We start from the raw sequence: 24,935 nt of genomic DNA on the forward strand, positions 1-24,935 counted from the left end.
CTGAACTCTCCCGCAAGAGGATATTCTAGATCAGTTCCGTCATGCCAGCGAGGCCGCCGATATAGGCAGGCACAACAAGCGTGCGAGCAAGTGCGTGATCGAGTTGCAGTCGGGTGATGTCGTCCATGTCGGCGACTATGCCGCTGCAGTCCCGCGACAGTTCCTTAAGGGCTGCCATCGCCGCCGGACGACCGCGAAGCCAGAAGTCCGTGCCGACCCTCCGCTGGACCGGTGCAGATCCGGCGGTAGGGGCTCCGAACAGGGCGCTGGCCAATTCGGGGCATTGCGAAGACGCCTGCGATACCTTCGTGGAGATCGCCTCCCGCGCGGCTTCGATGCTGTCCGGCAGGGAGCCGTCCTTTGCCGCCTTGTCATAGGCCTGCTTGCCGAGGAACATCGTGCGGATCATATTGCGGGGTTCGGGGCGCTGGATCAACGTGGCGAATACTGACATTTCCGCGCGGATGGCGCCATCGATCGGCTGGATGATGCCGAACTCGACGCAGTCGAGAATGGCGAGAGGGGCTGGTTCGTGGCCGAGCATCCTTGCCAGTTCGCGTTCGCGATGGCGCTCGATAGCGCCGGAAATTTCGACATGCGACAAAGGAGCACTGTCAGTGCGGTCCCAGGGCTGCACGCAGTGGGCCGCCTCGGACAGCAGCCAGCGTTCGGCGGCAGCGATCTCGTCGCCTTCATCCACGACCTCGTCGGCAAGGCCGGCAGCCACGGCATCTTCGCCCTGGTAGGTACGGCCGAGAAGCAGGACTTCCAGCCCGGCCTCGACGCCGACGAGGCGGGGCATGCGCTGGGTTCCGCCGGCGCCGGGAAGTAGCCCCACGGCATATTCAGGCAGGCCCAGCATAACACGGCGGGAACGGGTCAGGACACGGTAGTGGGCGCCGAGCGCCAACTCGCATCCGCCGCCGAGTGCGACACCCGCCACGGCGGCGGCAATCGGCTTTCCTGCGGTTTCCAGACGGCGGATTGCATGGCTGAGCGGGAAGAAGTGGTCGAAGGCGATATCGAAACGGTCGGCCTTGGGGGCGGCGACGATCATCTCGTAGGCGACGCCCAGTTCCGTCAGGTCCGCGCCCGCGCAGAAGCCGTTGGCCTTGCCGGAACGGACGACCACGCCGCGAACGTCATCGGCGCGGTGCAGCCATTCGGCGAAGGCGCCCAGTTCATGGATCGCCTTGTTGGAAAAGACGTTCATCGATCTGTCGGGGCAGTCGAAGACGAGATGGATCAGGCCGTTGTCCTGTCGCTCGACACGGAACTGGGTGAGATCGGGGAGGGGCAATGTCATGAATTCTCCTGCGCCGGCTTGCGGCATTGCGAGAAGCAGGGTCAGAAGGCGACCTTGTCCCCGCCCTTGAGGCTGAGGATTTCGCGGGCTTCGGCAGGCGTGGCGATCTCGCCGCCGAGGCCCTCGATGATCTGGCGCACTTTCGTCACCTGCTGCGCGTTGCTGGTCGCAAGCTGGCCCTTGCCGATCCACAGCGAGTCCTCCAGCCCCACGCGCACGTGGCCCCCCATGCTGGCAGCCATCGCCGCCACCGGCATCTGGTTCGCGCCTGCCGCCAGCACCGACCAGCGGTACTGATCGCCGAACAGGCGGTCGGCGGTGCGCTTCATGTGCATCACGTCCTCCGGGTGGGCGCCGATGCCGCCGAGCAGGCCGAAGCAGGTCTGGATGAACAGCGGACCTTCGACCAGGCCCTCCTTCCAGAAGTAGTGCAGGTTGTAGAGGTGCGCGGTATCGTAGCACTCGAACTCGTAGCGGGTGCCGGTCTTGTTCAGTGTTTCAAGGGCATAGCGGATATCCTTGAAGCTGTTGCGGAAGACGAGGTCGTGGCTGGCCTCCAGCATTTCGGGCTCCCAGGCGTGCTTCCATTCCCGATCCTTCTTCAGCATCGGGAACAGGCCGAAATTCATGCTGCCCATGTTGAGGCTGGCGACTTCCGGCTTCCATGTTTCCGCAGGCTTCACGCGATATTCTACCGGCATATAGGGCGAGGCGCCGGTGGTGATATTCACTACCACGTCGCTCGCCTGTTTGATGACCTTGAGGAACGGCGCGAAGTCTTCGGGTTCGTGCACCGGCTTGCCGGTCTGCGGATCGCGCGCGTGCAGGTGGACGATCGCCGCGCCGGCCTCTGCCGCCTCAAGCGCACTCTGCGCGATCTCGTCGGCCGTCACCGGCAGATGCGGCGACATCGACGGGGTGTGGATCGAGCCCGTCACGGCGCAGCTGATGATGGTCTTGGCCATATAATCCTCTCTTGTGTTCTCAGAGCCGATCCGAAACCGCACGCCAGCTTTCTGCCAGGACATCGCGGAATTGGGGGGCGGCTATACGTATAAGGGCTTCGGCGCGGTCATCATGGCTCTTGCCCCGCAGGTCGGCGGCACCATGTTCGGTGACGACCACATCGGTATCGAGCCGGCTCAGCGATGCCGGGCCGCGTGCAGAGGCAGGGTCGATGATGCGCGACAGCGTGCCTTTCGCCGCGTCGGCGGGAAGGCAGATCAGGCGCAGCCCGCGCGGCGACAGGCGGGCGGCGGCGGCAAAGTCGCTGGCGCCTCCCGGTCCCGACATGGCGCCCTTGGGGCCGACCTCGGAATAGACTTGTCCGAACAGGTCGACTTCCAGCGCGGAATTCACCGTGACGAAGTGTTCGGCGGCTCCCGCGATGCGCAGATCATGCGTTACCGAGGCCGGTCGGAACTGGAAATGGGGATCATCCAACCCTGCGTAGAGTTCGGGCGATCCGATCGCGACGCCGACGAGGGCGCTCGAACCCGGGGCCATGGCCCCCGACCGCACCAGCCGCAGCCCGCCGTCGCCGACGAGGCCGGTATGAAGGCGCAGGTCGCGGCGGTCATGCAATGCATCGAGGACGGCGTCGGGCACTTTGCCGAGGCCGGTCTGCAGCGTGGCGCCGTCTTCTATGAATCGGGCCGCATGTTCCGCGATCGCGCGCGAAACAGGGTCCGGAAGATCGGCGGGCGTGCCTTTCAATACCTGATCCTGCTCGATGAAAGCGGTCAGTTCGCCGAAGGGAATACCCGGATCGCCTGCCGTGCGCGGCATGGCGGGGTTGATATGCGCGATCCGCGTTCCGGCGCATCGCCAGAAATCGGGAATGAATGCTGTTTCCGGCCCGAACGAGCACATTCCGTTTTCATCGGGCGGGCTGCACATGAACAGCGCTGCGCTTGGCGGCTCGGCCGCATAGAGCGCGGATATCTGCCCGTAGCACAGCGGCCTGAAATCGACCCGCTCGGGTTCTGCCCTGAGCTGCGGCGTCTGGAAGAACGTCAGCACCCGGCTCCGGCTGCTTCCCGACCATGTCCGGCGGTTGAGGCCGGGCACGAAGATGCCGGAGAACCGCATGGCCGCCAGGGTATCTCCCCCCCCGGCGACCATATCGGCCAGCAGATCCGATTCCGCGCTGCACGACGAAACCAGCGTCAGCCCACCGGGCGGCAGGACTGCGGCCAGATCGTCTTCGGTGATGCGTCGTGGTGCCACGGGCCGGACCTGCTGATTTGCTATCTGCTATTCCGTCACTTCACGTACTTGTGGAAGTCGGGCGCGCGCTTCTCGGTGAAGGCGCGGACGCCTTCCTTGGACTCGTCGGTGTCGTAGAACAGCTTCACCGCATTGAGCGCCAGCATCGAGATGCCGCGGATGTTGTCGCTGTCGGCATTGAAGCTGCGCTTGGCGAGCGCCAGCGCGGTGGGCGAGCGCTGGGCGAGGATGTCGGTCCACTCGGTCACCGCCGCATCAAGCTGGTCGTGCGGGACGATCTTGTTGACGAGCCCCATCTCGAGCGCTTCTGCCGCCGTATACTGGAGGTTGAGGAACCAGATCTCGCGCGCCTTCTTGTCGCCGACGTGGCGGGCGAGGAGCGCCGTGCCCCAGCCTGCATCGACCGAGCCGACCTTGGGGCCGACCTGACCGAGCTTCGCCGATTCCGACATGATCGAAAGGTCGCACAGCGTCGCGAAGACATTGCCGCCGCCGATCGCGAAGCCGTTGATACGGGCAATCACGGGCTTGGGAATGTCGCGGATGATCGACTGCAGTTCGTCGATCGGCAGGCCGACGATGCCGCGCCCGTCGTACTGGCCTTCGTGGGCCGACTGGTCGCCGCCGGTGCAGAAGGCCTTGTCGCCCGCGCCGGTGAGCACGACCGAGCTGACGCCGCGATCGTCGGCGGCCAGCTTGAACGAGGCGATCAGTTCCTCGATCGTCTGGGCATTGAAGGCGTTGTAGAGCTTGGGGCGGTTGATCGTGATCCAGGCCGCGCGGCCCTTCACTTCGTAGATCACGTGCTTGAACTGGGGTGCTTCGCTCATAGCGAGTCCTTTCCTGCGTTGTTCTTGTAGATCGCGTGGGAGCTGGCCATCACCCGCTCTCCGACGGTGGCGATCGCCTGGGTGAAGATCATCGTGCGCGTGGTCTTCACCAGCACGACGTCCGCAACCAGCCAGTCGCCTGCGACGGGCGGAGCCAGGTAATTGACCTGCAAGGATATTGTCGGCGTATGGGGATCGGCGGCCTCGCGGTCCTGGTAGACGAAGGCCTGCCCATCAAGGAAAGTCGCCATGGCGCCGCCGTGCATGCCGCCGACGCCGTTGCAGTGATCTTCCGAGACTTTCAGGCAGTAGCGCTTCGCTGCCCAGTCGACCCAGATCTGGCCGACCGTCCACGCTCCCGTGCGGGTAACGATGCCGGTTTCCCAGTTTCCCGGGATCGGCGGCGGGGTGGTGTCCTGATCCGACATGGCCGGATCAGACCATGTTCATGCCGCCGGAGACGGAAATGGCCTGCCCGGTGATATAGGCGCCGTCGTCCGACGCGAGCATCGCCACGATGCCGGCGTAGTCCTCGGGTTCTCCCATGCGCTTCAAGGGGATACCGCGCACCATCGCGTCCTTCCACTTCTCCGCGTCGGCGCCTTCGCCCAGCACCGAGGCCATCATCGGCGTATTGGTGGGGCCGGGGCAGACGCAGTTGGCGAGCACGTTCTTGCGCGCCAGTTCGCGGGCGATCGACTTGGTGAAGCTGATGAGGCCGCCCTTGCAGGCCGAATAGACCGCCTCGTTGCTGGTGCCGACGCGCGCCGCGTCCGAGGCGATGTTGATGATCCGCCCGCCGCCGCGCTGCGCCATCCGGCCCGCGACCGCGAAATGGGTGTTGAGATTGCCCTTGAGGTTGATCGAGATGACCTTGTCCCAGAACTCCGGGGTGGTCGTGAGGAAGGGCATCGGCTTGTCCCATCCGGCGTTGTTGACCAGCGCCCAGACGGGACCAAGGGTGTCCTCAACGGCACCTACGGCAGCCTGAACGGCCTCGAAGTCGCTCACATCGACCTGCCAGGTCTGCACCACGGCGTCTCCGGCGAGCTTTGCGGTCTTTTCGCCCGCCTCGGGGCTGAGATCGAAGATGGCGACCTTGCACCCCTCCGCCGCGAGCCTGAGAACGAGCGCGCGCCCGATGCCCTGTCCGCCGCCGGTGACGATGGCGACCTTGCCTTCCAAACCTTTCACAACAACCTCCGTTTGTTCATGACCGGCTACATTTCTATGTCGCCGGCCCCTTCGGCATCGCTGCCGATGAGTTCGATCAGTCTCGTCTTGACCTTGAGGAGCACGCCGCTGGCGCCCTCGAGTTCTTCGTCCTCCACCACGCTCATGATGTCGGCTTCCACCGCATCGACCGCTTCCCTGATCGTGGCGACCAGCTTCTGGCCGGCCTTGGTCAGGTATATGCGGCGGGCGCGGGCATCGCGTTCATCCGCCCGGCGTTCCACGAAGCCGCCGCCTTCCATGCGATCGACCAGCCCACCGATCGCCACCTTGGTGAGATCGAGGTCGGCGGCCAGCGCGGTCTGGGTCATCCCGTCGCGGCGCGACAGGAAAGCCAGCACCCACCACTGCGATCGCGTGATGCCGAGCGGCTTGAGCGCCCGGTCCACGACGATGCGGCGCATGCGCGACACGTCGTGGATCAGGAACCCGAAACGCAGGTTGGAATCCAAATTCTTGGGCACGCTGGAAACTCCGGAAGTTGAACCTTCCGCACTATCCGCAATTGCGCGCGCATCAAGAGGTAAGCGTGTTTCCATTACCCTTTGCGCGCAAGCTTGCCCTTGAACATCTCACGCGCGATGATGGTCTTCATGATCTCGATGGAGCCGCCGGCGATCTTGACGATGCGCGCGTCGGCATAGGCGCGGCAGATCGGGTACTCCCACATGTAGCCCCAGCCGCCGAACAATTGCAGGCACTTGTCGACCGTTTCGCAGTGCAGCTCCGAGGTGGTCATCTTGGCCATCGCGGCATCGACCGGATCAAGCTCGCCCTTCATGAACAGGTCGATGCACTTGTCTGTGAAGACCCGCGCCATCACCGCACGCGCCTTGAGGTCGGCCAGCACGAACTGGGTGTTCTGGAAATCGCCGATGGTCTGGCCGAAGGCCTTGCGCTCGGCGGTGTAGTCCACCGTCCATTCGATGACGGTTTCGGTCACGGTCGCCGAGCGGATCGCCTGGGCGAGCCGTTCCTGCGACAGCTTCGTCATCATCAGCGCGAAGCCCTGGCCTTCCTCGCCCAGCATTGCGCTGGCGGGCACGCGCAGGTTGTCGAAGAACAGTTCCGAGGTGTCCTGCGCCTTCATGCCCAGCTTGTCGAGGTTCTGGCCCCGGTTGAAACCGGGCAGGCTGGCATCGACGAGGAACAGCGAGGTGCCCTTGGCCCCGGCGGCGCTGTCGGTCTTGGTGGCGAGCACGATCACGTCGCACAGCTGGCCGTTCGAGATGAACACCTTCTGCCCGTTGATCACGAAGTCGTCGCCGTCGCGTTCGGCGCGGGTGCGGATCGCCTTGAGATCGCTGCCCGCGTGCGGCTCGGTCATGCCGAGCGAGCCGATCGCCTCGCCGCTGACCATCTTGGGCAGCCACTGGCGCTTCTGCTCCTCGGTCCCGAAGGCGAGGATGTAGGAGGCGACGAGGTCGGTGTGGATCAGGAAGCCCGGGCCGCTCGTGCCCGCGCGCCACAGTTCCTCGAAGACGATGACGTCATAGAGATAGTCCGCGCCGATGCCGCCGTATTCCTCGGGAACCGTGCAGCACAGCATCCCGGCCTCACCGGCCTTGAGCCATACGTCGCGCGGGACGATGCCGTCCTTTTCCCACTGGTCGTGGAAGGGGACGATTTCCTTCTCGATGAACTTGCGGACGGTGTCGCGCCACATTTCGTGTTCGGGCTGGAAGAGGGATCTTTCGATCATGGCTCAGTTGCTCCCCCGTTGGGCTTTTTCCTTGGCGACCGAACCCGCGATAGCGGCGCGCGCTGCATCCCACTGCTCGCCGGTCAGGTTGGTGAGATCGGCGAAGGTGCCGGGACCGGCCAGATGCTGCGCACCGTCGATCGCGATGGTCTGCCCGGTCAGGTAATTGCAACCGTCCGACAGCAGGAAGGTAATCAGGTTGCACAGTTCCGGCATATCGCCGAAGCGGCGCAGCGGCACCGTCTCGCAATTGGTGGCCGAGCTTTGCGTGTCCGGGATCGGATTGAGCTTTTCCCACGCGCCTTCGGTAGGGAAGGGGCCGGGGGCCACAGCGTTGAGGCGGATGCCGTAAGGGCCCCATTCCACCGCCAGCGACTTGGTCATGGCGTCGATCGCAGTCTTGCCCATGGCGGACGGCACCACGAAGGCCGATCCGGTCCATACCCAGGTCGTCAGGTTGGAGACGACCGCGCCCGCGATCCCGTCGCGAATCCAGCGCTTGCCGCACGACAGCGTAGTGTAGAACGTGCCGTCGATCACCGTCGAGGTCACCGCGCGGAAGCCGCGGGCGCTCAGGTCCTTGGTCGGTGCGATGAAGTTGGCGGCGGCGTTGTTGAACAGGCCGGAAAGCGGACCCGTCTGCCAGATCGCCTCGATCATCGCGTCCACTGCATCGGCATCTCGGATGTCGCAGGCGTGAGCATGGACCGCGCCGCCGGTCGCCGCCGAAATCTGCGCCGCCGTTTCGTCTAGCAGCGCCTGGCGACGGCCGCAGATATGCACCACGGCGCCGCGCGCGCTGAGGCTACGGGCGATCTCCCGGCCAAGGCCGCTGCCGCCACCGGTCACCAGAATGGCCTTTCCGGCCAGCACGTCCTGTTTGAAGATGTCCAAGTCCTGCTCCCTTGGCCGGGTGCTGCCCTGACGGGTGCCAAATCGCCCTTGCCACTAATTGTGAACCTGTTTACAAAATGATTCGTCGCTGTCAAGAAGGCTGCGACGATAGGCCGCTGCGAAAGCAGCGGCAGAGCCGAAAAATGATCTTGCGGAGGATAGGGTGCAGATCGGTATAACCGCGATGGGCGCATACTTGCCCGCGCTGCGCGTCGACCGCAAGGCGATCGCCCGCGAATATTCCTGGAGTGGCCTCGGCATGCCGCGCGGCGGTTTCCGCGCGCTGGCTGGCTGGGACGAGGACAGCCTGACCATGGCTGTAGAAGCGGCGCGGGGTCTGGTGCGGACCGCGCCCGAAAGTCTGCGGATCGCCTCGACCTCGGCCTATTACACGGAGCGTTCGCAAAGCGCGATCGCGCTCGATGCGCTGGCCCTGCCGCGCACGGTGCGCACCGTGGACTTCGGCAATTCGCGGCGGGCAGCGACGACTGCCATGCTCGATGCGCTGCTGGGTACGGGTGACCAGATCGTCGTCGCCTCGGAAAAGCGGCTGACGCAGGCGGGCAGCGCGGCGCAGCTCGCCTATGGCGACGGCGCCGCCGCGGTGCGCATCGGCGAGGGCGGCGGCGCGCGGCTGGCGGGTTTCGCCAGCGTGACGCACGATCTGGTCGATCGCTATGCCTCGCAGGATCACCCCACGCCTTATGCCTACGAGGAACGCTTCGTACGCGACGTGGCGGTGGCCGAACTGATCGTTCCCGCCATCCGCGACGCCTGCGAGGAAGCGGGGATCGAGCCGGGCCATCTGACGCATGTCGCGGTGGCCGAGCCGGTCGGCGGGACATGGGCCGCTGCGGCGCGGCAGTTGAAGGTCGCTGCGCCCAATCATTGTCAATCGGTTTCCGATGCGGCGGGCGATCTGGGCACGGCGATGCCGCTCTACGGCCTCGGCCTTGCGTTGGCGGCGGCGGCAGTGGGCGATTACGTGCTGGTCGTCGGGTTTGGCAGCGGCGTCGATGCTCTGGTCTTCGAAGTGACCGGCGAAGTCGAGGGCGTGGCCGGGTTCGCCGAGGTTCTCACGCAGGGCTTTCGCCTGACTTCTCCCACGCGCTTCCTCAATCTTTCGGGTGCGCTGTCGCTCGACTGGGGGATGCGCGCGGAATTCCAGCAGAAATCGCAGGCCACCGTGCTGGAGCGCGTCGGCCGCGACACCATCGGCTTCATCGGCGGGCGCGACAGTGGGGGCAACGTCCAGTTCCCCAAGAGCGCCTATCCGGTCAACCCGGCTCTGTCCGAGCCCGAAGTTCTGGAGGACGTGCGCCTTGCCGATCTGGAGGCGAAGATCGTCTCGATCACGGCGGACCGGCTGAACTTCACCCCTGATCCGCCGTTCGACTTTGGTCTCGTCCAGTTCGACAACGGCGCGCGGGTGCTGATGGAGATGGTCGACCGGCCCGAGCAGGGCTTTGCGGTGGGGGACCGCGTCCGCATGCGGCTGCGCATCAAGTCGCAGAACCGCGAGCTGGGCACCCGCACCTATTTCTGGAAAGCGGCGCCGCGCGCGCGCCCGACGTTGGGAGACGCCTGATGGCGAGCGGATTCAGGGACAAGGTCGCCATCGTCGGCATGGGTTGCAGCCGTTTCGGCGAACGCTGGGAGCTTGGCGCTGACGGGCTGATGGTCGAGGCGTTCGGCGAGGCGCTGGCGGATGCCGGTATCGCGCGCGAGCAGATCGAGGCGGCGTGGGTCGGCAATGCGCTCGACGACATCAACGTCGGCAATTCCGCGCTGCCCGCCGCCCATGCGCTGCGCCTGCAGCGGGTGCCGGTCACGCGGGTGGAGAACATGTGCGCCACCGGGACCGAGGCGCTGCGCGGCGCGGCTTATGCCGTGGCTTCGGGCGCGGTGGACATCGCGCTGGCCATCGGCGTGGAGAAGCTCAAGGACACCGGCTACGGCGGGTTGCCGCTCAAGACCAAGGGCGTGCAGAACGACTTGTGGATGCCTTACGGCTCCGCGCCGGGCACGTTCGCGCAGCTGGCGGGCGCTTATGCAGCGCGGCACGGGATCGACGCGGGCGACCTCAAGCGGGCGATGGCGCATGTCTCGTGGAAGAGCCACCAGAACGGCGTCCACAGCCCCAAGGCGCACATGCGCAAGGCGGTGGAGATGGACAAGATCCTGAACGCGCCGATGATCGCCGATCCGCTCGGCCTGTTCGACTGCTGCGGCGTGTCGGATGGTGCAGCCTGCGCCATCGTTACCACGCCCGACATCGCGCGCGGGCTGGGCAAGGTCAACCCCGTCACGATCAAGGCGATCCAGCTCAGCGCCAGCAACGGCTGGGAGATGCAGTACGGCGAATGGGACGGCGCGCATGTGCCCAATACCCGCGTCGCGTCGCGCAAGGCCTATGCCGAGGCGGGCATCCAAGACCCGAAGCAGAGCATCGACATGACCGAGGTGCACGACTGCTTCTCGATCACCGAACTGGTCATCATGGAAGACCTCGGCCTGTCGGATGAGGGCCGCGCGCCTGCCGACATCCTCGATGGCCGGTACGACCGCGACGGCGCGATTCCGTGCCAGCTCGACGGGGGGCTCAAGTGCTTCGGCCACCCGGTCGGCGCCTCGGGCCTGCGCATGGCCTACGAGGTCTACAACCAGCTTCAGGGCCGGGCGGGCGATCGCCAGCGCGGCAAGGTCGATTTCGGCCTGACGCACAATCTGGGCGGCGCACCGTTCAACAGCGTTGCCGCCGTGGCGATCCTCGGCCGCCTGAACTGACAAGATAATAGGGAGACGATACGATGGCAGGCCTCTGGTTCGAGGAGTTCGAGGTCGGGCAGGTGATCCGGCACGAGATCCGCAAGACCGTGCTGGAATACGAGAACATGCTGTTCTCGTCGCTGACCTTCAATCCGGCCCAGCTTCATGTCGATCACGACTATGCGGCGCAGACCGAATTCGGCAGGCCGCTCATGAACTCGATCTTCACGCTGGGGCTGGTGATCGGCCTGTCGGTGCAGGATACGACGCTGGGCACCACGGTCGCCAACCTCGGCATGACCGATACGGTGTTTCCGAACCCGGTCTTCTCCGGCGATACCATCCGCTCGGAAACGCATGTGCTGGAGGTGCGCGCCAGCAAGTCTCGCCCGACGCAGGGCATCGTCCTGTTCGAGCACATCGGCCTCAACCAGAACGACCAGATCGTCTGCCGCACCAAGCGCAATGCACTGATGCTGAGGAAGCCGGCGTGAGGCTGCGCTCGCTTCTCTTCGTGCCGGGCGACAGCGAGAAAAAGTTCGCAAAAGCCTCGCAGACAGCGGCGGACGTGCTGATCCTCGATCTCGAGGACTCGGTTGCTCCGGCGGTGAAGCCCGAGGCGCGCGGCATCGTCGCGGGCTGGCTCGACCGCGCGGGCGAGGTCGGCGCTGCGCTGTTCGTGCGGCCCAATCCGCTCGACAGCGGGCTGATCGACGACGACCTTGCCGCCGTGGTGCGCCCTGGCCTTGCGGGGCTGCTGGTTCCCAAGGCCAATGGCGCCGAGGACATCGCTGAAATCGCCCGCAAGCTGGACCGGCTCGAGGCCGAGGCGGGCATGGCGGTGGGCACGGTGAAGATCGCCGTCGTCTCCACCGAGACGCCGCTGGCGATGTTCAACCTGCAGTCCTACACGCCGCCGCACCCGCGCCTCGTCGGCCTGACCTGGGGGGCGGAAGACCTTGGCGCCGCCATCGGCGCGACGGACAACAAGGAGCCCGACGGCTCCTGGACCTTCCCCTATCAGGTTGCCCGCGCGCAGTGCCTGTTCGCCTCGGCCTCGGCCGGGGTCGTGCCGATCGACACGCTCTACGCCAACTTCCGCGATCCCGAGGGGCTGGAAGTGGACTGCCGCAAGGCCCGGCGCGACGGGTTCCTCGGCCGCATCGCCATCCACCCCGATCAGGTCGACACGATCAACCGCTGCTTCAGCCCGTCTGAGGAGGAAGTGGCCCATGCCCGCCGCATCGTCGATGCCTTCGCCGCCAATCCCGAACTCGGTACGATCGGCATCGACGGAAAGATGTTCGACATTCCCCACCTCAAGGCCGCGCACAAGACGCTGGCCGCAGCAGGAGAAGATGGATGAGCGGTTTCGCGCGCGGCGCCAGCCTTGCGATCGTGGTCGGCCTGACCGCGTTCCTTCTCTATGCCTTCGCGACCGGCGAGGTCATCCCGGACCAGCTCCACGTGTGGTCGGTGGTCTGGGGCCTCTACGTCTGGGCCGATGCCTATTCCGGCTTCCTGCTCTTCTCGCTCATCATCTACGCCTACGAGCGCAACCTGACGCTTGTGGTCGTGCTGTTCATCGTCACCTGCTGCACCGGCAACATGGTCAACGCCGCCTGGCTTCTGTGGCGCGGGCCCGACCTGCTGCGCCGCATCCAGTCCCATTCAACGAGGATTTCGTCATGAGTGCACTCCGTCCCCTTCCGACCGAGGAAGATCTCGAAGCCATCCGCGAAGGCGTGCGCGCGGTCTGCAAGCCGTTCGACGACGAATACTGGCTTGCCCGCGACGACGACGGCAAGTTCCCGCGCGAATTCCACCGCGCCATGGCCGAAAGCGGCTGGCTGGGCATCACCATGCCCGAGGAATACGGCGGCTCCGGCCTCGGCGTGACCGAGGCGATGACGATGATCCGCGAGGTCGCCTCTTGCGGCGGCGGGTTCGCCGCGTCCTCGACGATCCATATCAACCTGTTCGGGCCGCACCCGATCGTGGTCAAGGGCACCGAGGAGCAGAAGGCCCGCTGGGTGCCGCGCCTTGTCTCGGGCGAGGACCAGGTGTGCTTCGGCTTCACCGAGCCAGACGCCGGCCTCAATACCACGCGGATCAAGACATTCGCCGAGAAGGTGCCCGGCGGCTACCGGGTCAACGGCCAGAAGGTCTGGACCTCGACCGCGCAGGTCGCGAACAAGATCATGCTGCTGACCCGCACCACCAAGTTCGAGGACGTGACCAAGCCGACGGACGGCATCACCATCTTCTACACCGACCTCGACCGCAGCAAGATCGATGTCCACCTGATCCCCAAGATGGGCCGCAAGGCGGTGGATTCGAACGCGATCTTCATCGAGGATCTGTTCATCCCCGACGAGGACCGCATCGGCGAGGAAGGCAAGGGCTTCGGCTATATCCTCCACTCGCTAAACCCCGAGCGCATCCTGATCGCCGCCGCCGCCACCGGCATCGGTTCCGACGCACTGCGCCGGGGCGTGAACTATGCCAAGGAGCGCGTGGTTTTCGACCGGCCGATCGGCCAGAACCAGGGTATCCAGCACCCGCTCGCGGAAAAGTGGATGTATCTGCAAAGCGCCTGGCTGATGGTCGAGAAGGCCGCGCGCCTCTACGACAGCGGCCTGCCCTGCGGAGCCGAGGCCAATTCCGCCAAGTTCCTTGCCGCCCGCGCCTGTCATGACGCGGCGTGGCAATCGGTCGCGACGCATGGCGGCTTTGGCTATGCCAAGGAATACCATGTCGAGCGACTGTACCGCGAGGCCGCGCTGACGCGCCTCGCGCCGATCACCGAGCAGCTCATCATGAGCTTCATCGCCGAGAAGGTCCTCGACCTTCCCAAGAGCTACTGAGGATACGACAATGGGAATGATGGAAGGCAAGGCCGTGCTCGTCACCGGCGCCGGTCGCGGCGTCGGTCGCGGCATCGCGCTGGCCATGGCGAAGGCGGGTGCTGCGGTTGTCGTCAACGACCTTGGCGTGGCGCTGACCGGCGAGGGCGAGGAGAGCGCTTCGCCCGCCGAGCAGGTGGTCGAGGAAATCCGTGCGCTGGGCGGGCAGGCGGTCGCCAACCACGACAGCGTCGCCGAATGGGACGGGGCGCAGGCGATGGTCCAGGCCGCGATCGACAGCTTCGGCCGGATCGACGCGGTGGTGAACAACGCGGGCAACTTGCGCGACGTGATCTTCCACAAGATGGAGCCGGAGGACTTCCGCGCGGTGATCGACGTGCACCTCATGGGCAGTTTCCACACCAGCCGCGCCGCCGCGCCGTTCTTCAAGGATCAGGGCTCGGGCGCTTTCGTGCACATGACCTCCTCGACCGGGCTCGTCGGCAACTTCGGGCAGGCGAACTATGCGGCGGCCAAGCTGGGCATCGTCGGCATGTCCAAGTGCATCGCGATCGACATGCAGCGCTTCGGCGTGCGCTCCAACGCCGTCGCGCCCTGGGCGTGGACGCGCATGGTCAGCTCGATTCCGACCGACACACCCGAGCAGCAGAAGCGCGTCGAGGGCCTCAAGAAGCTGGACGCCGACAAGATCGGGCCGTTCTGTGCAGCGCTGTGCAGCGATGGCGGCAAGGACGTGACGGGACAGGTCTTCGGCGTGCGCAACAACGAGATCTACCTGTTCTCGCAGTCGCGCCCGATCCGCACCGCCCACACCGCCGAGGGCTGGACGCCCGAGACGATCACCGAGCGCGTGTTCCCGCAGTTCGCCAATGACTTCTACCCGCTTCACCGTTCGGGCGACGTGTTCACCTGGGACCCGGTGTGACCATGATCCGGCCCGACGCGATCCGGGACTACGGCTTCGGCGTGCGCACGCAGTCCTATGCCGAGCGTGACGCGATCCTTTATGCGCTGGGCGTCGGGCTGGGGCACGATCCGTGCGACGCGGGCGACCTCGCGTTTCTCGATGAACGATCGCTGCGGGTTCTGCCGACTTATGGTGTGACGCTGTGTTCGCCCGGCATGTGGATTCGCGAGCCGGCGCTCGGGGTCGATTTCGGCAAGCTGGTGCATTCCGCGCAGGCAGCCGAGTTCTTCGAGCCGCTGCCCCCCCGCGCCACGGTGACAGGGACGGCGAGCGTGGTCTCGCTGACCGACCGGGGTGAGGGGCGCGGCGCGGTGCTGGTGCTGGAGCGCGAGATCAGCAATGCCGATACCGACGCCGTCCATTGCCGCCTGCGCCAGACCCTGCTGCTGCGTGGCGACGGCGGTTTCGGCGGCCCCGAAGCCCCGCGCGAGGCGAAGTTCGAGCCGGTCGGCGCTCCCGATGCGGTCGGGCACTACGGAATCTCGCCGCGCGCGGCGCTGATCTATCGCCTGTCGGGGGACTGGAACCCGCTGCATCTCGATCCGGGCTTCGCGGCGAAGGCCGGTTTCCCGCGCCCGATCCTGCATGGGCTGGCGAGCTATGCCGTCGCCGGCGTGGCGGTCTCGCGCGCGTTGGGGCGCGATCCGGGGGCGGTGGGGGCGCTGGCCTGCAAGTTCTCGGGCGTTGTCATGCCCGGGGACGAAGTCACATTCGAGATATGGAAGGACGGCGATGCCTCGGCGCGGTTCCGCGCGTTGGTGGGGGATCGCAAGGTGCTGGATGACGGCGCGATAACATGGAAGCGATAGAACGATGAACAGGGAAGAGATCGCCGCCCTCAAGGGCAGACTGCGCATTCCGGTGATGGCGGGGCCGATGTTCATCGCCTCCACCGCGGACCTCGTGATCGCGCAGTGCAAGGCCGGGATCATCGGCTCGATGCCCGCATTGAACCCGCGCACGACCGAGGCGCTCGATGCCGACATCGGCCGGATCAAGGCCGAAGTGGGCGACGCGCCTTATGCGATCAACCTCGTCGCCCATGCCTCGAATTCGCGGCTGGAGCCGGATCTGGAGGTGGTGCTGCGCCACAAGGTGCCGATCGTGGTGCTGGCGCTGGCGGCCAACCCCGACCTCGTGCGGCGGCTTCAGGACAACGGCGCGCTGGTGTTCCAGGACGTCGTGCGCAACCGCCACGCGCAGAAGGCAGCACAGATGGGCGTGGACGGGATCATAGCTGTCGGTGCCGGTGCAGGTGGGCACACCGGCAATATCTCGCCTTTCGCGCTGGTGCAGGAAATCCGCGAGTGGTGGGACGGGCTGCTGATCCTCTCGGGCTGCATCGCCAACGGCCGCTCGGTGCTGGCGGCCGAGGCGATGGGGGCCGACCTCGCTTATGTCGGCTCGGCTTTCCTTGCGTCGGAAGAGGCCAACACGCAGGCCGGTTTCAAGCAGATGATCGTCGACTGCGCGGCCGACGACATCCTCGTCAGCGACTCGTTCACCGGCGTGAAGGCGACGTTCCTGCGCCCCTCGATCGTCGAGAACGGGCTGGATCCGGACAACCTCGTGCGCGCGGCGGGCAAGGCGATCAACATCGACGGCGGCGGCGACAACGCCAAGGCGTGGAAGGAAATCTGGAGCGCCGGGCAGGGCATCGGCGCGGTCAAGGTCGCGGGGCCTGCGGGGGAATGGATCGGTACGCTGGTGGACGAATACGCCGAGGCGCGCCGCTGGCTGGCAGACGCAGGCTGACATGAAAAGGGCGCGGGAGAGTTTGCCTCCCGCGCCTTCTTTGTCAGTCGACTGGTGCCGTTACGGTGAGATGAGCGGGCTGCCAGATGTCGATGCGCGGTTCCGCAACGAGCAGCTTGGACAAGTCCGTGAACAGCCCTGAGACGATGCGGGACTGCAGGTAGGTCTGATAGGCCAGCGCACTGTGCCATTGCTCGGAAAGGATGAGTCTGTCGGCGTCCTCATGATGGCGATGGGCACTGATGGCGACGAAGCCGTCGGTCCTGCGCGTCTCTTCGAGAATGCCGGGCAGTTGCGTCAGGAACGTCTCCATCGTGCCCGGTGCGAAATGGAGTTCGAGGGTGACGAATACAGGGTGCATGCGATCTCTCCGTGCCTGGAATTGCATCTTCGCCTCTATCCCGTAAGTGCGCGGTTTCAGACGGATGAGCTGGCTCACCCTGAAAGCGCCTTCGAGATCGAGAGCGAACGGGGCGGGAATTCATCCTTGACAGTCCCCTCCGTCGTAACTTGTGAGCCCGGTGTTCGCGGCCCGAAAAGCCGAAACTACGTGAGCGCAGCCGTCATCGACGGCAGTTCCGTGTCCGGGCCTTCGAACCTGGTAATCGCGAACCAGCTCCGGTCGCGCAGGGCGGTCGCGGCCCCGTGGCCTAGCACCTGCCGGTAGACGGCAGTGCGGAACCGGGTATCTCCATCGACGTGCGCAGCGGCGATCAGCGCGGCTATGGCGGCGCTCGTCCGTACGGTCGCTGCCTGCAGGGCGTCATCGTCGGTTGCGGGCATGGCCGCCGACCGCAATTCATGCGCTGCGGATGTCGTCACCGGGCCGCCGTTCGCTGCTGCGACCAGTTCTGCGGCCAACGTTGCGAGTGCGCGGAACTCGGCGTCTTCGTAGCGCGTGTTCAGGCCTGCCTGCGCGCGCAACTGGTGGAGATGCCTCAGTACCAGCGATGCCTGCTCCTCCGCGAGCCCCTTGCGTCCCCGCAGTTCGGGGAGAACGACTTCTTCCATGGCCCGGATCATGCTGCCGAGGCGATCTTCGATCGATGGATTCATGGTGCGGTTGCCTCATCCAGAAGGCGGCAGAGTTCGGACACGAAGATGTATCCCGCGGGTGCCAGCCAGGTGAGCAGGACGTCCTGATGATTGTGGCGGTCGCGCGCGGTCTTCATGCCGGTCGCCAGCGTCATCACCACGCATTTGTAGGCGGAGAGTATCTCGTAGAAATGCAGCGAACGCGGATTCACCGATCGTCCTGTCTGCGCGATATATGCGGCAATGAAGTCCTCGCGCGTCAGCATCGCGCTGGCAAGGTGCACGCCGTTCTCGGACGAACCGAATATCCGCTGGAGCGTCCACGCGAGATCCTCGTGCGGGTCGCCGATATGGGCCAGTTCCCAATCGAGCATGGCGGTGATCTCGCCGCTGTCCTCGTCGAACAGGTAGTTTCCGGTGCGATAGTCGCCGTGGACCATCACCAGATCGGTCGCGGCGGGCAGGTTGGCATACATCCACTCTTCCGCGAGTGTGAGCACCGGATGGGCCTGGATCACGTCTTCGTGGTGCAGGCGAGCCCACCAGTTCACCTGCCAGCGCGCCGCCTGCCAGGGATCGGCGTCCGGTCGCTGGAAGCTGGCAAGATTCGGATCGGCAAGGTCCAGCGCGTGGATGGCGGCGAGATTGCGGATGAATTGCGGTGCGATTCTGCCGCGAAGATCCGGCCCCAGATAAGTGCCCAGACCGGTCACCGTATTGCCGTTGTCGCTCGGTTTGGTCACACCGGCGACGAAATGCATGATGGCTGCGGGCTGGCCGAAGAATGTCCCTTCCGCGTCGAGCCATGCCGGTTCTGGCGCGGGAATTATGCCCCGCACCGCGTTGAGCAGGTCGGCCTCGCGGCCCCGATCCGATTCCGAGATCGACTGGATCGGCTCCATGCGTAGCACGTAGGCCTGCGCTGGAGCAGCGCCGCCGCCGATTTCAAAGTAGAACTGTTCCTTGGACGCGCCGCCGCCGAGCCGGCGCACGCCGCTGGCGATCAGGCCCGGAGCGACGCTTGCCAGGAACCGGGACAGGCGTTCCTCAACTTCTGCGATCGACGCGACGCGATAGACGTCGCTGGCCGCCTTGCGCAGTGCCCGCCGATCGAGCACGGCCCGGATGCCGGGCTCCAGATCGGACCGATCCGGCGTGGATGCGAAGGCGGATGTACTGGTCGAATGGACCGTAGCCATCGGGATAACCTCATCGTCAGGGCAGTCATGGTCGGCTCGGCTGTCTACTGGCCGTACTTTGCCACATGTTGCCGGGCGAAGTTGTAGTAGTCCTTGTTCCAACAGAACTCGCACCACCCGGCGCCGGGGACTCCATCGATGGTCACGGTGACGGGTGCCTCGCAAAGATAGGTTATCGGATCGAAGTCGAGCCGGATGTTGGCGAATGCCTTGCATTCCACGCGCGCCGTGCGGCCCTCGTCGTCGAATACGGTGGAATCGAAAGTCTGCTGCATCATGTTCTCGTCGAACGTGTAGTCGTACTCGGCATCGACGAGGTGGGTCATCCTGCCGTCCTTGACGAGATAGCCTTGCAGGTGGCGCCGGCCGAACGACTGCATTTCGAAGTAATGGATCGACGCTTCGGCAGTGACTGCGTGGAACCACTTGTAATGCTGGTTGAGCCCCCAGACGCGCGGCCCCCATGAATGATCGCGCACGAGCCAGCCGTTGACCTCGAAGGTCTTACCGTCGACGGTCAACTGGCCGGTGACCCTGCCGTGCTGCTCGGTGCGGTCGTCACCGTAGTAAGGCGGCAGGCCGTCCGGGTGCGAGCTGAAGGCGTAGACGGGATAGGCTCCCTCGTACGTGCCGTCGAACTGGATGCGCTCTCCCTTCCAGCGCAGTTCGACTTTGTGGTGAGGTTCGACGATGGCCATTTCCAGCGGTCCGAAGCGCCAGTCGTCGAAATCGAGGTCGGGGGCCTCGCCTTCGATCTCCTCGTGGATTTCTTCGCCAAGGCCTGGGCCGAAAAGCGTGGTGCGCACTTTCGCCGTGCCGCCGCCGCGCAGGCTGGGATAGATGAAGCCGGCTATTCCGTGCTCGGGAATGATAAGCATGTGCGCGAGAGCCTCGCGGCCGTCCGGGGCAAGATCGTGCTTGTAGGCGTGCCTGTCGGCAAATTTCGGGATCGAGGTGATGACGTTCATCGGACGCTGTCTCCTGCAGTCGTGAGGATGTCTTGCCGGTCGCAATCTGCGGGACGGCCATGCCTGAAGATGCTTGGAAAGTTCGCATCAGCGCGCTCGATCGGCGGTTGTGCCCCGGCGCCCGCGTCCTTCCTCTCCATTCGTTCGCCGACTCATTCGGCTGTTTGAAAATTGGTAACCTGATTAATCAAAGCGAACAAGAGGTATTTGCCATCCTGTTTTGTCATCGCGCCAAAACTAACTTCGACGTCGAATTAAAATATTGATATATAATAATATATATAAATCATGTGATGGGTAATGGCTGTTCATTCGTTATGTTCGGTGTCACGCAAGGTCATTGCGCTCAACCTGTGGGCCTGTAAGGTGCCGTCATGTCGGTACAGGCTCTCCAGGAAGCGGCACCGTCCGGACAGGACGGCTATCCGTTGAAATCTCTGCTTGTCGGGAAAGCTGTCGAGGGGATCGCGCGGCAAGGCATCCGCAACATGCCGATGCGCGCCATAGCCGCGAACGCCGGAGTCACGACCGCCGCGATCGTCCATCATTTCGGCGACAAGTCAGGCCTCCTTCGCGCGGCGCTGCAGCAGGCACTTCTCGAAGATAGCGCGTTTCACGAAAGCCTGATCGCAAATATCGCCGGCAGACCGCTCGGCTACCTGAACTTTGTCGAGTGGACCGCGAACTATATCCGGCTACGGCATGGGAGCGACAATGCCCGCTTCTGGTCGGAAGTGCTGTTCCATCCGCAAGCGGTGGCCGGCAACCTGCGTCACGTCGAAGCCTGGCACGACATGCGAGTCCGGGCGTGGGGCGATATTCTGGAGGGGCAGGGGCGGGACCGTAGCTTTGCCGAAGCGCTGGTCACTTACCTGTGCATGGAGGAAGTCTGGGCGCAAGGTCTCGATTCCTTCGCCGAATATCCCATCCTGCAGCGCGAGACCTTGCGTGCACTCCTGGCGGCAATGTTCGATCTATCGTGGGATGAAGAGCACAGCATAAGCGCTTTGCTGGAGCCCAGGCTCGAAAGTTTCGCTATGCGCGCGCCGCCCAATCCGGACGACCTGCGCGAACGGCTGCTGACAGAGGCGGCGCGTGACCTGTTCGAACACGGGATCGAAAAGGTGAACCAGCGGCGGATCGCCGGCAACCTTGGCGTGTCTCCCTCGATCATCGCCTATCATTTTGGAGGCATGTCGAACTTTCGCAATCAGGCGATGTGGCGCGCCATGATCCACAAGGTGGCCGATCCGCTGAATCCGTACAGCGCGAAGGACAAGCCGCTTACGCTGGAGGACTGGGCCGAAGGCATGGCGAACGCGATCTCGCCGGCCGACGGCAGCGGTGACAATGGGTTCTACGTATCCTTCGCGAGAACGATTGGCGAAGTCGCGCTGCTGTCAGGGCGGGAGCCGGAACTGCTTCCCCTCGTCGAGCACTTGCGGATACTGGACGGCACCGCCAGCTATCAGGCCGGGCGCGGAATCTGGGCCGGCCTCGTCTCGCTGCGGCGGCAGCAGGCGTCGGCCTTCGCGATGTGGATGAAAGGCCGCGCGGTGCTCAACACGGCCTTCGGGTATGACCGCGCCTCGACACGCAAGGCGCTGATCGAGGCGGTTACACGGCTGATCCGACCCGCCGGATAATTCCGGCAGGGTCGCGATCATTACCCGGCATACCGGGGATAGTCGGTATAGCCGCATCCTCCGCCGACATAGGCGTAGTCGAAGTTCGCTGCGGCCAATGGCCGGTCTTCGCGCATGCGCTCCACCAGATCGGGATTGGCGATGTAGGGGCGTCCGAACGATACCGCATCGGCCTGCCCTGCGGCGATGAACGCATCAGCGGTCGCCGCGTCGAAGCTGCCGTTCTGGATCACCGCTCCGGCATAGGACGCGCGCAGCCGGTCCATGACCGGATGCCGGGGCTTTTCCATGAATCCCGCCGCGATCGGCTCGATCAGATGGACATAGGCGATGCCGAACTCACCGGCGATCTGCCCGATCGTTTCGGCGAGGGCGCCGGGGTCTTCATCACCCATGCCCTTGCGTTCGCTGGTGGGGCTGATCCGCAGGCCGATGCGGCCCGGATTGACCTGTGCCGCCACGACCTCGATGATCTCCCGCAGCAGGCGCGCCCGGTTGGAGACTTCGCCGCCATAGCCGTCGCTGCGCAAGTTGGTCTTCGACTGGAGGAACTGGTCGATGATGTAGCCGTTGGCGCCGTGAATCTCGACGCCGTCGAACCCTGCGGCAACCGCATTGCGCGCCGCCGCTCCGTAACTCGCGACGACGCGGTCGATATCGGCCTGGTCCATTTCGCGCGGGACGACGTAGGGCTTCATCGGCAGGAAGCCGCCGGTGTAGTCGGGCGGCGGCGGAGCCATCGTTTCGCCTTCTCCGGCGATTGCCGAAGGACCGATCGGCAAGTCTCCGCCGAGATAGTCAGGCAGGACGAGACGGCCCATATGCCACAACTGGGCGAACATCCGCCCACCGGCGGCATGGACGGCGTCGGTGACCACACGCCATCCCGCGACCATCTCCGGGTTGTAGAGGCCCGGCGCGCCATACCAGCCCATGCCGAGCGGATCGACGGCGGTGGCCTCCGACACGATCAGCCCGCAGTCGGCGCGCTGGGCGTAGTACTGCGCCATCAGCGCGGTGGGCACCTGGTCCGGGCCCGAGCGGGCGCGGGTCAGCGGGGCCATGATGACACGGTTGGGCAGGTCTAGCGTCCCGATCAGGACCGGCGCAAAGAGGTGCGGGTGCATGCCGGTCATGCCACGCTCCTTCCGTGCGCTTCCCAATAGGGCGCGCGCAGATCCTTCTTCGAGATCTTGCCGCTGGGGATCAGCGGGAAGCTTTCCATGAAGACGACGCGCTTGGGCACCTTATACCCGGCAAGGGCCGTGCGGGCATGGGCGATGACTTCGGGTTCGGTGACGGTGCCGCCGGGATGACGGATGATGCATGCCATGACCGCTTCCCCCCAGCGCGCATCGGGCACGCCGATCACCGCGACGGTCGCGATTTCCGGATGGGTGGAGAGCACGTTCTCCACTTCGGCGCAGTAGATGTTCTCGCCGCCCGACACGATCATGTCCTTGAGGCGATCTACGATGTAGTAGAGGCCTTCCGCATCCCGGCGCGCGACGTCGCCAGTGTGATACCAGCCGTGCCTGAGCACCTTGGCGGTCGCCTCGGGCTGGTTCCAGTAGCCGGTGGTGATCGACGGTGTACGGATCAGCAGCTCGCCGGGCTCGTCGATGCCCAGCTCGTTGCCCTGCGCATCGACGATGCGGAACTCGATCAGCGGCAGCGGCCGTCCGCAGCTCTGCAGCTTGGCCTCGTTGTCGAGGTCATGCTCGTCCGGGCGCAGGATGGAGAAGGCACCGCCCGCCTCTGTGGCGCCGTAGAACTGCATGAACTTGCCCGGCATCCGCACGATCGCGCGCTTGATGAGGCCGAGCGAGATCGGCGATCCGGCATAGAGCGTCAGCCGGATCGAGGTGAAATCGGTGTCGGCGGCGCGCGGATGATCGAGCAGCATCTGCAGCATCGTCGGTGTCAGCGTCACCAACGTGGGACGGTCGCGCTGGATGGCTTCGCAGACGAGCCCGGGATCGAACTGCCGCACCACCGAAATGGCGACGCCGTTGTAAAGGCACTGGAAAGCGATGCCGATCGAAAGCAGGTGGAAATTCGGCAGAGGATTGATGAAGATGTCGCCGTCCACCCACTCATAGGCGGGTTCGAGATGCTCGCACAGGCGCATGCGGTTGAAGCCGCCGTGGCTGAGCATCACGCCTTTGGGTACTCCCGTCGTTCCGGAGGTGTAGAGCTGGACGGCGATGTCCTCCTCGCTGATGAACAGGTCGGGGCGGGTGTCGGGGTAGTGGGCGCACTGGGCTTCGATGCTGTCGGCCTCGTCGAACCATATCGCCGCCGGAGCATGCCCGGCGATGGCTATGGCCTCGTTCCACAGGGTTTCCATCGAGCGCTCGACCAGCACCACGCTAGCGCGGCTGTCCGCAATCAACTGCGCCAGTTCGCCTGCGGCAAGGCGCCAGTTGAACACGGTGAAAGCGCCGCGCGTCTTGGCGCTCGCGATCAGCGAGAAATAGAAGTCGGGCGAATTGAGGCCGAGGAAACCGATCCGGTCGCCCGGACCGATCCTGCGGGCGACGAGGGCATTGGCGATACGGTTCGCGGCCCGGTCGTATTCGGCGAACGAGATGTTGCGCTGCCCATAGACCAGCGCGCGGCGATCGGGCGTGTGGCGGGCGTGATACTCGATGAATTCGCCCATCGTGCGGACTTCGGGATATAGCCACATGGCGTCACTCCCCCTTGAAGACGGGTTTGCGTTTTTCGGCGAAGGCGGTGATGCCTTCGCGGGCGTCGGCGGTCCCGGCGCAGCGGGCGAGGGCCAGCGCCTCCAGTTCGAGCTGTGTTTCGAGAGGCTGGTCCTCCACGCTCAGGAACAGGCGGCGGATTTCCCCGAAGGCGCGGGTCGGACCCTCGGCCAATTGGCGCGCGACGGCTTCGGCGCGGGCGAGGTAATCCTCAGGCGCCGCGACTTCGTCCACCAGCCCGGCGCTGAATGCTGCATCGGCATCGAGCAGCTCGTTCATCAGCAGGAAGCGCTTGGCGCGGGCGATGCCCATACGGCGCGACAGCATGATCGAGGTTCCGGCATCCGCGCAGAAGGCGATCCCCGCATAAGCGGCGAGATAGCGCGAAGTGGCCGAGCCGACGACGTAATCCGCCCCCGCGACAAGCCCGTTCATGCCCCCCGCCGACATGCCCTGCACGGCGACGACGACCGGCGCGTCCATGCGTGCGAAGCGGGCGATGCCGACGTGCAGCGCGGCGGTCCATCGCTTTATCATCATCGGCAGGCGGTCGAGCTCACCGGTGAACGTGGCGATATCGCCGCCGAAGCTGAAGTTCTTGCCCTCGGCGACGATCAGCACGGCCCGGATCGACGGGTCTTCCGAGATCGTGTTTGCGGCATCGAGGAATGCCCCGCAGAATTCGGCGTTGATGGGGTTTCCACGCTCTGCCTGGGAAAAGACGAGACGGGCGAGGGCACCGTCGCGCTCTATGCGCATGGTTTGATCAGTCATCGAGGACAAACTCTCCGTCATTCTCATATCAGCGCCGGCTTGTTGCCGGC

Annotated in this window: 27 protein-coding genes; 11 read left to right on the forward strand and 16 right to left on the reverse strand. The window is 65.1% G+C overall.

Annotation, left to right across the window (positions count from 1 at the left end; translation table 11 throughout):
- Nucleotides 1-25: 25 nt before the first annotated feature.
- The 9 genes from BES08_RS18285 to BES08_RS18325 form a co-directional block, all read right to left on the reverse strand.
- The gene (locus tag BES08_RS18285) at nucleotides 26-1,306 is read right to left on the reverse strand and encodes an enoyl-CoA hydratase-related protein (RefSeq protein ID WP_162177376.1); all 1,281 of its coding nucleotides are present in this window, start codon (nucleotides 1,304-1,306) and stop codon (nucleotides 26-28) included.
- A 41-nt stretch (nucleotides 1,307-1,347) separates the two neighbouring features.
- Nucleotides 1,348-2,271: a 3,5-dioxohexanoate:acetyl-CoA acetone transferase gene (gene kce, locus BES08_RS18290; RefSeq protein WP_036525292.1), complete on the reverse strand. Its 924-nt coding sequence runs from the start codon at nucleotides 2,269-2,271 to the stop codon at nucleotides 1,348-1,350.
- A gap of 19 nt (nucleotides 2,272-2,290) precedes the next feature.
- Nucleotides 2,291-3,535 carry an acetyl-CoA hydrolase/transferase family protein gene (locus tag BES08_RS18295; RefSeq protein WP_051586802.1) on the reverse strand — a complete coding sequence of 415 codons (1,245 nt, stop codon included), beginning with the start codon at nucleotides 3,533-3,535 and terminating at the stop codon, nucleotides 2,291-2,293.
- A gap of 35 nt (nucleotides 3,536-3,570) precedes the next feature.
- Complete coding sequence (locus BES08_RS18300; protein ID WP_036525291.1) at nucleotides 3,571-4,365, reverse strand: enoyl-CoA hydratase-related protein; 795 nt, start codon at nucleotides 4,363-4,365, stop codon at nucleotides 3,571-3,573.
- Complete coding sequence (locus BES08_RS18305; protein ID WP_036525289.1) at nucleotides 4,362-4,793, reverse strand: PaaI family thioesterase; 432 nt, start codon at nucleotides 4,791-4,793, stop codon at nucleotides 4,362-4,364. Before BES08_RS18305 ends, BES08_RS18300 begins: the two co-directional genes overlap by 4 nt.
- A 7-nt stretch (nucleotides 4,794-4,800) precedes the next feature.
- On the reverse strand, nucleotides 4,801-5,559 hold the full coding sequence (locus tag BES08_RS18310) for an SDR family NAD(P)-dependent oxidoreductase (protein ID WP_036525287.1): 759 nt from the start codon (nucleotides 5,557-5,559) through the stop codon (nucleotides 4,801-4,803).
- A 26-nt stretch (nucleotides 5,560-5,585) separates the two neighbouring features.
- Entirely contained in the window at nucleotides 5,586-6,062 is a 477-nt protein-coding gene (locus BES08_RS18315) for a MarR family winged helix-turn-helix transcriptional regulator (protein ID WP_162177375.1), read from the reverse strand.
- A 74-nt stretch (nucleotides 6,063-6,136) separates the two neighbouring features.
- Nucleotides 6,137-7,300: an acyl-CoA dehydrogenase family protein gene (locus tag BES08_RS18320; protein ID WP_036525283.1), complete on the reverse strand. Its 1,164-nt coding sequence runs from the start codon at nucleotides 7,298-7,300 to the stop codon at nucleotides 6,137-6,139.
- Between the two features lie 3 nt (nucleotides 7,301-7,303).
- Nucleotides 7,304-8,188 (reverse strand): SDR family oxidoreductase, encoded by an 885-nt coding sequence (locus BES08_RS18325; RefSeq protein ID WP_420873469.1) that lies wholly within the window; start codon nucleotides 8,186-8,188, stop codon nucleotides 7,304-7,306.
- Between the two features lie 169 nt (nucleotides 8,189-8,357).
- Here BES08_RS18325 and BES08_RS18330 point away from each other — a divergent pair, with 169 nt between their 5' ends.
- Genes BES08_RS18330 through BES08_RS18370 form a run of 9 tightly spaced genes read left to right on the forward strand, consistent with a single transcriptional unit; the run spans nucleotide 8,358 to nucleotide 16,552 of the window.
- Nucleotides 8,358-9,782, forward strand: a complete 1,425-nt coding sequence (locus BES08_RS18330) for an OB-fold domain-containing protein (RefSeq protein WP_036525279.1) — start codon at nucleotides 8,358-8,360, stop codon at nucleotides 9,780-9,782.
- Entirely contained in the window at nucleotides 9,782-10,981 is a 1,200-nt protein-coding gene (locus BES08_RS18335; protein WP_036525277.1) for an acetyl-CoA acetyltransferase, read from the forward strand. Before BES08_RS18330 ends, BES08_RS18335 begins: the two co-directional genes overlap by 1 nt.
- A gap of 23 nt (nucleotides 10,982-11,004) precedes the next feature.
- Nucleotides 11,005-11,457 carry a MaoC family dehydratase gene (locus BES08_RS18340; RefSeq protein WP_036525275.1) on the forward strand — a complete coding sequence of 151 codons (453 nt, stop codon included), beginning with the start codon at nucleotides 11,005-11,007 and terminating at the stop codon, nucleotides 11,455-11,457.
- Complete coding sequence (locus BES08_RS18345) at nucleotides 11,454-12,329, forward strand: HpcH/HpaI aldolase/citrate lyase family protein (RefSeq protein WP_036525273.1); 876 nt, start codon at nucleotides 11,454-11,456, stop codon at nucleotides 12,327-12,329. The genes BES08_RS18340 and BES08_RS18345 overlap by 4 nt, the downstream gene beginning before the upstream one ends.
- Nucleotides 12,326-12,655 (forward strand): hypothetical protein, encoded by a 330-nt coding sequence (locus BES08_RS18350; protein WP_036525272.1) that lies wholly within the window; start codon nucleotides 12,326-12,328, stop codon nucleotides 12,653-12,655. The genes BES08_RS18345 and BES08_RS18350 overlap by 4 nt, the downstream gene beginning before the upstream one ends.
- Nucleotides 12,652-13,830 carry an acyl-CoA dehydrogenase family protein gene (locus tag BES08_RS18355; protein ID WP_036525270.1) on the forward strand — a complete coding sequence of 393 codons (1,179 nt, stop codon included), beginning with the start codon at nucleotides 12,652-12,654 and terminating at the stop codon, nucleotides 13,828-13,830. Before BES08_RS18350 ends, BES08_RS18355 begins: the two co-directional genes overlap by 4 nt.
- Before the next feature lie 10 nt (nucleotides 13,831-13,840).
- Complete coding sequence (locus tag BES08_RS18360; RefSeq protein ID WP_036525268.1) at nucleotides 13,841-14,755, forward strand: SDR family NAD(P)-dependent oxidoreductase; 915 nt, start codon at nucleotides 13,841-13,843, stop codon at nucleotides 14,753-14,755.
- Nucleotides 14,756-14,757: 2 nt separating this feature from the next.
- Nucleotides 14,758-15,606 (forward strand): MaoC/PaaZ C-terminal domain-containing protein, encoded by an 849-nt coding sequence (locus tag BES08_RS18365; RefSeq protein WP_036525266.1) that lies wholly within the window; start codon nucleotides 14,758-14,760, stop codon nucleotides 15,604-15,606.
- 4 nt (nucleotides 15,607-15,610) lie between these two features.
- Complete coding sequence (locus BES08_RS18370) at nucleotides 15,611-16,552, forward strand: NAD(P)H-dependent flavin oxidoreductase (RefSeq protein ID WP_036525264.1); 942 nt, start codon at nucleotides 15,611-15,613, stop codon at nucleotides 16,550-16,552.
- A gap of 43 nt (nucleotides 16,553-16,595) precedes the next feature.
- On the opposite strand, the gene BES08_RS18375 is transcribed toward BES08_RS18370, so the two are convergent.
- From BES08_RS18375 to BES08_RS18390, 4 genes are all read right to left on the reverse strand, one after another.
- On the reverse strand, nucleotides 16,596-16,913 hold the full coding sequence (locus tag BES08_RS18375) for a putative quinol monooxygenase (RefSeq protein ID WP_036525263.1): 318 nt from the start codon (nucleotides 16,911-16,913) through the stop codon (nucleotides 16,596-16,598).
- Between the two features lie 185 nt (nucleotides 16,914-17,098).
- Nucleotides 17,099-17,608, reverse strand: a complete 510-nt coding sequence (locus tag BES08_RS18380; protein ID WP_036525261.1) for a hypothetical protein — start codon at nucleotides 17,606-17,608, stop codon at nucleotides 17,099-17,101.
- Nucleotides 17,605-18,786, reverse strand: coding sequence for a phosphotransferase family protein (locus tag BES08_RS18385; RefSeq protein WP_051586799.1), 1,182 nt, complete (start codon nucleotides 18,784-18,786; stop codon nucleotides 17,605-17,607). The genes BES08_RS18380 and BES08_RS18385 overlap by 4 nt, the downstream gene beginning before the upstream one ends.
- 44 nt (nucleotides 18,787-18,830) lie before the next feature.
- Nucleotides 18,831-19,754 (reverse strand): DUF7064 domain-containing protein, encoded by a 924-nt coding sequence (locus BES08_RS18390; protein WP_069709346.1) that lies wholly within the window; start codon nucleotides 19,752-19,754, stop codon nucleotides 18,831-18,833.
- Between the two features lie 59 nt (nucleotides 19,755-19,813).
- On the opposite strand from BES08_RS18390, the gene BES08_RS33010 reads away from it, so the two are divergent.
- On the forward strand, nucleotides 19,814-20,020 hold the full coding sequence (locus BES08_RS33010) for a hypothetical protein (protein ID WP_156799935.1): 207 nt from the start codon (nucleotides 19,814-19,816) through the stop codon (nucleotides 20,018-20,020).
- A 108-nt stretch (nucleotides 20,021-20,128) separates the two neighbouring features.
- Nucleotides 20,129-21,400 (forward strand): TetR family transcriptional regulator, encoded by a 1,272-nt coding sequence (locus BES08_RS18395; RefSeq protein ID WP_069709347.1) that lies wholly within the window; start codon nucleotides 20,129-20,131, stop codon nucleotides 21,398-21,400.
- Nucleotides 21,401-21,420: 20 nt separating this feature from the next.
- Here BES08_RS18395 and BES08_RS18400 read toward each other — a convergent pair whose 3' ends face one another.
- The 3 genes from BES08_RS18400 to BES08_RS18410 are packed head-to-tail and all read right to left on the reverse strand — an operon-like array spanning nucleotide 21,421 to nucleotide 24,885.
- Nucleotides 21,421-22,536: an alkene reductase gene (locus tag BES08_RS18400; RefSeq protein ID WP_051586797.1), complete on the reverse strand. Its 1,116-nt coding sequence runs from the start codon at nucleotides 22,534-22,536 to the stop codon at nucleotides 21,421-21,423.
- Nucleotides 22,533-24,092 carry a class I adenylate-forming enzyme family protein gene (locus BES08_RS18405; protein ID WP_036525257.1) on the reverse strand — a complete coding sequence of 520 codons (1,560 nt, stop codon included), beginning with the start codon at nucleotides 24,090-24,092 and terminating at the stop codon, nucleotides 22,533-22,535. The genes BES08_RS18400 and BES08_RS18405 overlap by 4 nt, the downstream gene beginning before the upstream one ends.
- A 4-nt stretch (nucleotides 24,093-24,096) precedes the next feature.
- Complete coding sequence (locus BES08_RS18410) at nucleotides 24,097-24,885, reverse strand: enoyl-CoA hydratase/isomerase family protein (protein WP_036525255.1); 789 nt, start codon at nucleotides 24,883-24,885, stop codon at nucleotides 24,097-24,099.
- Nucleotides 24,886-24,935: the final 50 nt, after the last annotated feature.

It is taken from the genome of Novosphingobium resinovorum (assembly GCF_001742225.1).
Classification (GTDB): Bacteria; Pseudomonadota; Alphaproteobacteria; order Sphingomonadales; family Sphingomonadaceae; genus Novosphingobium; species Novosphingobium resinovorum_A.